We start from the raw sequence: 3791 nt of genomic DNA on the forward strand, positions 1-3791 counted from the left end.
GGCCACGCCGCCACGGCCCACCGTCCGGCCCCCGCCCGTCCGGCGGCCCCGGGGGCGACGGGCCAGTCCGGGGCGAAGGGCGCGGCCGGCGCCCCCGCCGGCGGGCAGGACGTCCAGCCGCGCCCCGCGCCGGCGGCGGCCGCGCAGGACGCCCCCACCGGCGACGGGGACCGGCAGGACTGACCCGGCGCCGACCGGAGGGGACGGATGAGCGGCACACCGCGTCGGCTGTTCGGCAGGCTGTCGCTCCGCGAGCGGACCGTGGTCCTCGACGCCCTGCGGACCGAGACGGTGGGCGGTGTGCTGCTGCTGGCCGCGGCGGCGCTCGCCCTGATCTGGGCCAATGTGCGCCCGCAGCAGTACGAGGACCTGGTGCACCGCACCGTGGGTCCGCCCGGACCGCTGCGGCTGGAGATGTCCCTGCACACCTGGGCGACCGAAGGTCTGCTGACGGTCTTCTTCTTCGTCGCCGGCATCGAGCTCAAACGCGAACTGGTGGCGGGGGACCTCCGGGACCGCAGGGCGGCCGCCCTTCCGGTGGCGGCCGCCGTCTGCGGCATGGCGGTACCGGCGCTGGTGTACACCGCCGTCAACCTGACCGGCGGCGGCCGTCCGATCGGCTGGGCGATCCCGATGGCGACCGACATCGCCTTCGCCCTGGGGGTGCTGGCCGTCGTGGGGTCGCACCTCCCGTCACCGCTGCGTGCCTTCCTGCTGACCCTGGCGGTGGTCGACGACCTGGGCGCGATCCTGGTCATCGCGGTCTTCTACACCTCCCGGATCGACTACCCGGCGCTGCTGGCCTCGCTGGCGGGCCTGGGTCTCTTCCTGCTGCTGCAGCGGCTGCGGGTGCACGGCTGGTACGTCCACGTACCGCTGGCCCTGGCGATCTGGGTGATGATGCACCTCAGCGGCGTCCACGCCACGGTGGCGGGCGTCGCCATGGGCCTGATGCTGCGCTGTACTTCCGACGAGGGGGAGACGGGGTCGCCGGCCGAGCGGGTCGAGCATCTGGTGCGTCCGTTCTCGGCCGGGGTCGCGGTTCCGCTCTTCGCCTTCTTCGCCTGCGGTGTCCCGCTGTCGGCGCACACCCTGACGCAGGTCTTCACGGAGGCGGCGCCGCTGGGTGTCGTCCTGGGGCTGGTGGCCGGCAAGCCGCTGGGCGTCTTCGGCGGTACCTGGGCGACCGCCCGCTTCACCAGGGCCGAGCTGGACCCCGGCCTGCAGTGGGCCGACGTCCATGCCGTCGCGACACTGGCCGGCATCGGCTTCACGGTCAGCCTGCTCCTCTGCGAGCTGGCGTTCCCCGGCGACCCGGAGCTGACCGCGCTGGCCAAGGAGGCGGTCCTGACCGGGTCGCTGATCTGCGCGCTGACCGCCGGCGGGCTGCTGCGGCTCCGCAGCCGGCACTACCGCCGCCTCTACGAGGCCGACCTCGCCCAGTCCGCCACCTGAACCCTGGCCCCCGTCCGGGGCCCGGGTCCGCGCCGCTCAGGCCTGCCAGGGGCTGAGGCCCCAGCGGAGGGTGTACTCGGCCCCCGGGGCGAGTTCGACCAGGCCGTCGCCGGAGCGGAAGGCGTCCGGCGGGCAGCTCATGGGCTCCACGGCGATCCCCCGGCGGCGGACCCCCTCGGGGAGGGTGTCGCCGGTGAAGAGCTGGACCGCGCGGACCCCCTCGCCCAGCCACAGATCGGTGCCGTGGGCGCCCGAGGGATGGGCGAGCCGCACCACCGTCCTGCCGTCGGCGCCGGGCTCCAGGTCGGTGAAGGCCGTGTCCAGCCGCAGGTCACCGACCGGCCGGGGGGCGCGGAAGTCGTACGGGGTCCCGTCCACCTTCTCGTCGCCGGCCGGTGTCCCCCGGTCGTCGGTCAGGATCCGGCGGCCGGCCGGGACGGTCAGCACCGCCTCGTCCACCAGGTCGGTGCCCACCGTGAGGTAGGGGTGCTGCCCCGCCCCGTAGGGCGCGGGCCGGTCGGAGAGGTTGCGGGCGGTGAGCGCCACCGAGAGCCCCGCCGGGCCGAGGCCGTAGTCGGCGGTGACCTCCAGGTGGAACGGGTAACCGGGCTGCGGCCACACCACGGCGCCGAGCACCACCCGGTCGTCCCGCTGCTCCACCAACTGCCAGGTGGACCAGCGCAGCAGGCCGTGGATGGCGTTGCCGCGGGCGGGTTCGGTCAGCGGGAGCTGGAGTTCCTCGCCGCCCCAGCGGTAGCGGCCGTCCCTGATCCGGTTGGGCCACGGCACCAGGATCTGGCCGCGTCCGCCGCTGATCCGGTCACCGGCCTCGAAGCCGTCGAGCACCGGCCGGCCGCCGGCCGTGTGGCTGCGCAGCGCGGCCCCCAGTTCGACGGCCACCGCCCGCTGGTCGCCATGGGCGATGGTGAACTGCCGCCCGGTGCGGTGGGGGTCCGTACGGGGGCCGTCATCCGTGCGGGGCTGGTCTGTGCGGGGCACCTGCTGCCTCCAGGTCGGGGTCGGGACCGGTGTCGAGGAACTCCCGTACGGCGAACGCCATCAGGACGGCGAAGGCGCACCAGAGCACGACCCCGGTGGTGGGGTAGCTCCAGGTGAGCAGGACCACGGCCCCCACCGCAAGGATCAGCACGCCCAGCGGCCGCTTGCGGCGGTGCACGAAGCGGCCGACCGCGCCCAGCCGCAGTCCGGCGGAGGCGGCGGTGCCGCGTACCGCGCCGATGCCGTTGCGGCAGACGGCACGGACGGTGACGGCGGGCCGGGACGGTCCGATCAGGAAACCGCCCAGGGCGGTGACGGCGGCCAGCGCGAAGAGGGCCCGCACGGCGGAGCGCAGAAAGCGGACCAGCGCGTCGAAGACCGCCGTCGCGGCCGCCGTCGAGACACCCGGTGGCAGCCTGTCCAGATAGATCGCCCGGAAGGCGGCCAGTGCGACGCCCAGGACCAGCATGGCCGCCGCGACGCCGAGGGCGGCGCCGACCAGGGCCCGGCGGCGGCCCGCGGCGAGCAGTACGCCCGCGGCGGCGATCAGCACCGTCACCACGGGGAGCCAGCCGCCGGCCAGTTGCAGCAGCCGGACCCCGGTCCTCACCCGGCCGATGTCGCGGGAGGCGAAGACCACGAACCGGGTGTGGACGGCGGGGATCCTGGCGGCCGGGGCGAACCCGGCCTTGACCAGCTCGTCCTTCACCCTGGCGACGACCGGTCCCAGGTCGATGGCGACCTGGTTGTCCTGCAGTGAGACGGCGCCGCCGCCCTTGCCGGTGAGGGCCTTGTCCAGGGAGGCGTGCACGGCGCGGTTGGCCTCGGTCCAGATGGTCGCGAAGGCGCTGCTGGAGACCACCCGCTGCACGGTGCTCCCCACCAGGTCGCCGAGGCCGGTGCGGATCGGCCCGCTGAGGTGGGTCAGCAGGTCGGCGGCCTGCGGTGGTACGCCTTTCTGCTGGGCCGCGCTCGCGAGCCGGTCGACCACCGAGGGGACGTCGACGCGGTCCAGGACCACGTCGGTGGTCCGTCGGGTGACGGCCTGCTGGATGTCCGGGTTGGAGGCCAGCGGGGCGACGGTGGCGACATAGCGGTCGGTGTCCCCGACGATGCTGTCGGCCCAGACGGCGACCACGGAGAGGATGGAGAGCAGCGCGGCGAGCACGATCAGCAGCACCGACCAGGTCGTCCGGACGCGGTGCCGCCGGACGGCGGGCGGCGGGCCGTGTTCCTCCAGCGCAGCGACCCGCTGCCGGAGGTCGTCGAGTCCGCCCGCTGCGGGGGGCTCGGGCTCCGGGGGCGGTGCACTGGTCGCCATCTGTGCTCCTGAGGGT

Annotated in this window: 4 protein-coding genes; 2 read left to right on the forward strand and 2 right to left on the reverse strand. The window is 75.0% G+C overall.

All coding sequences use genetic code 11. The annotated features are described in order from the left end of the window. Positions 1 to 183: hypothetical protein (locus AOK09_RS41310; protein ID WP_217698428.1), on the forward strand; the 183-nt coding region annotated here is incomplete at its 5' end. Positions 184 to 207: 24 nt separating this feature from the next. Next, positions 208 to 1455, forward strand: coding sequence for a Na+/H+ antiporter NhaA (gene nhaA, locus AOK09_RS14540; RefSeq protein WP_055587608.1), 1248 nt, complete (start codon positions 208 to 210; stop codon positions 1453 to 1455). Positions 1456 to 1491: 36 nt separating this feature from the next. On the opposite strand, the gene AOK09_RS14545 is transcribed toward nhaA, so the two are convergent. Next, positions 1492 to 2454, reverse strand: coding sequence for an aldose 1-epimerase family protein (locus AOK09_RS14545; protein WP_063795952.1), 963 nt, complete (start codon positions 2452 to 2454; stop codon positions 1492 to 1494). Next, entirely contained in the window at positions 2423 to 3775 is a 1353-nt protein-coding gene (locus AOK09_RS14550) for a hypothetical protein (protein ID WP_055587609.1), read from the reverse strand. Before AOK09_RS14550 ends, AOK09_RS14545 begins: the two co-directional genes overlap by 32 nt. Positions 3776 to 3791: the final 16 nt, after the last annotated feature.

Origin of the sequence: Peterkaempfera griseoplana (genome assembly GCF_001418575.1) — a bacterium.
In the GTDB taxonomy this organism is placed as follows: Bacteria; Actinomycetota; Actinomycetes; order Streptomycetales; family Streptomycetaceae; genus Peterkaempfera; species Peterkaempfera griseoplana.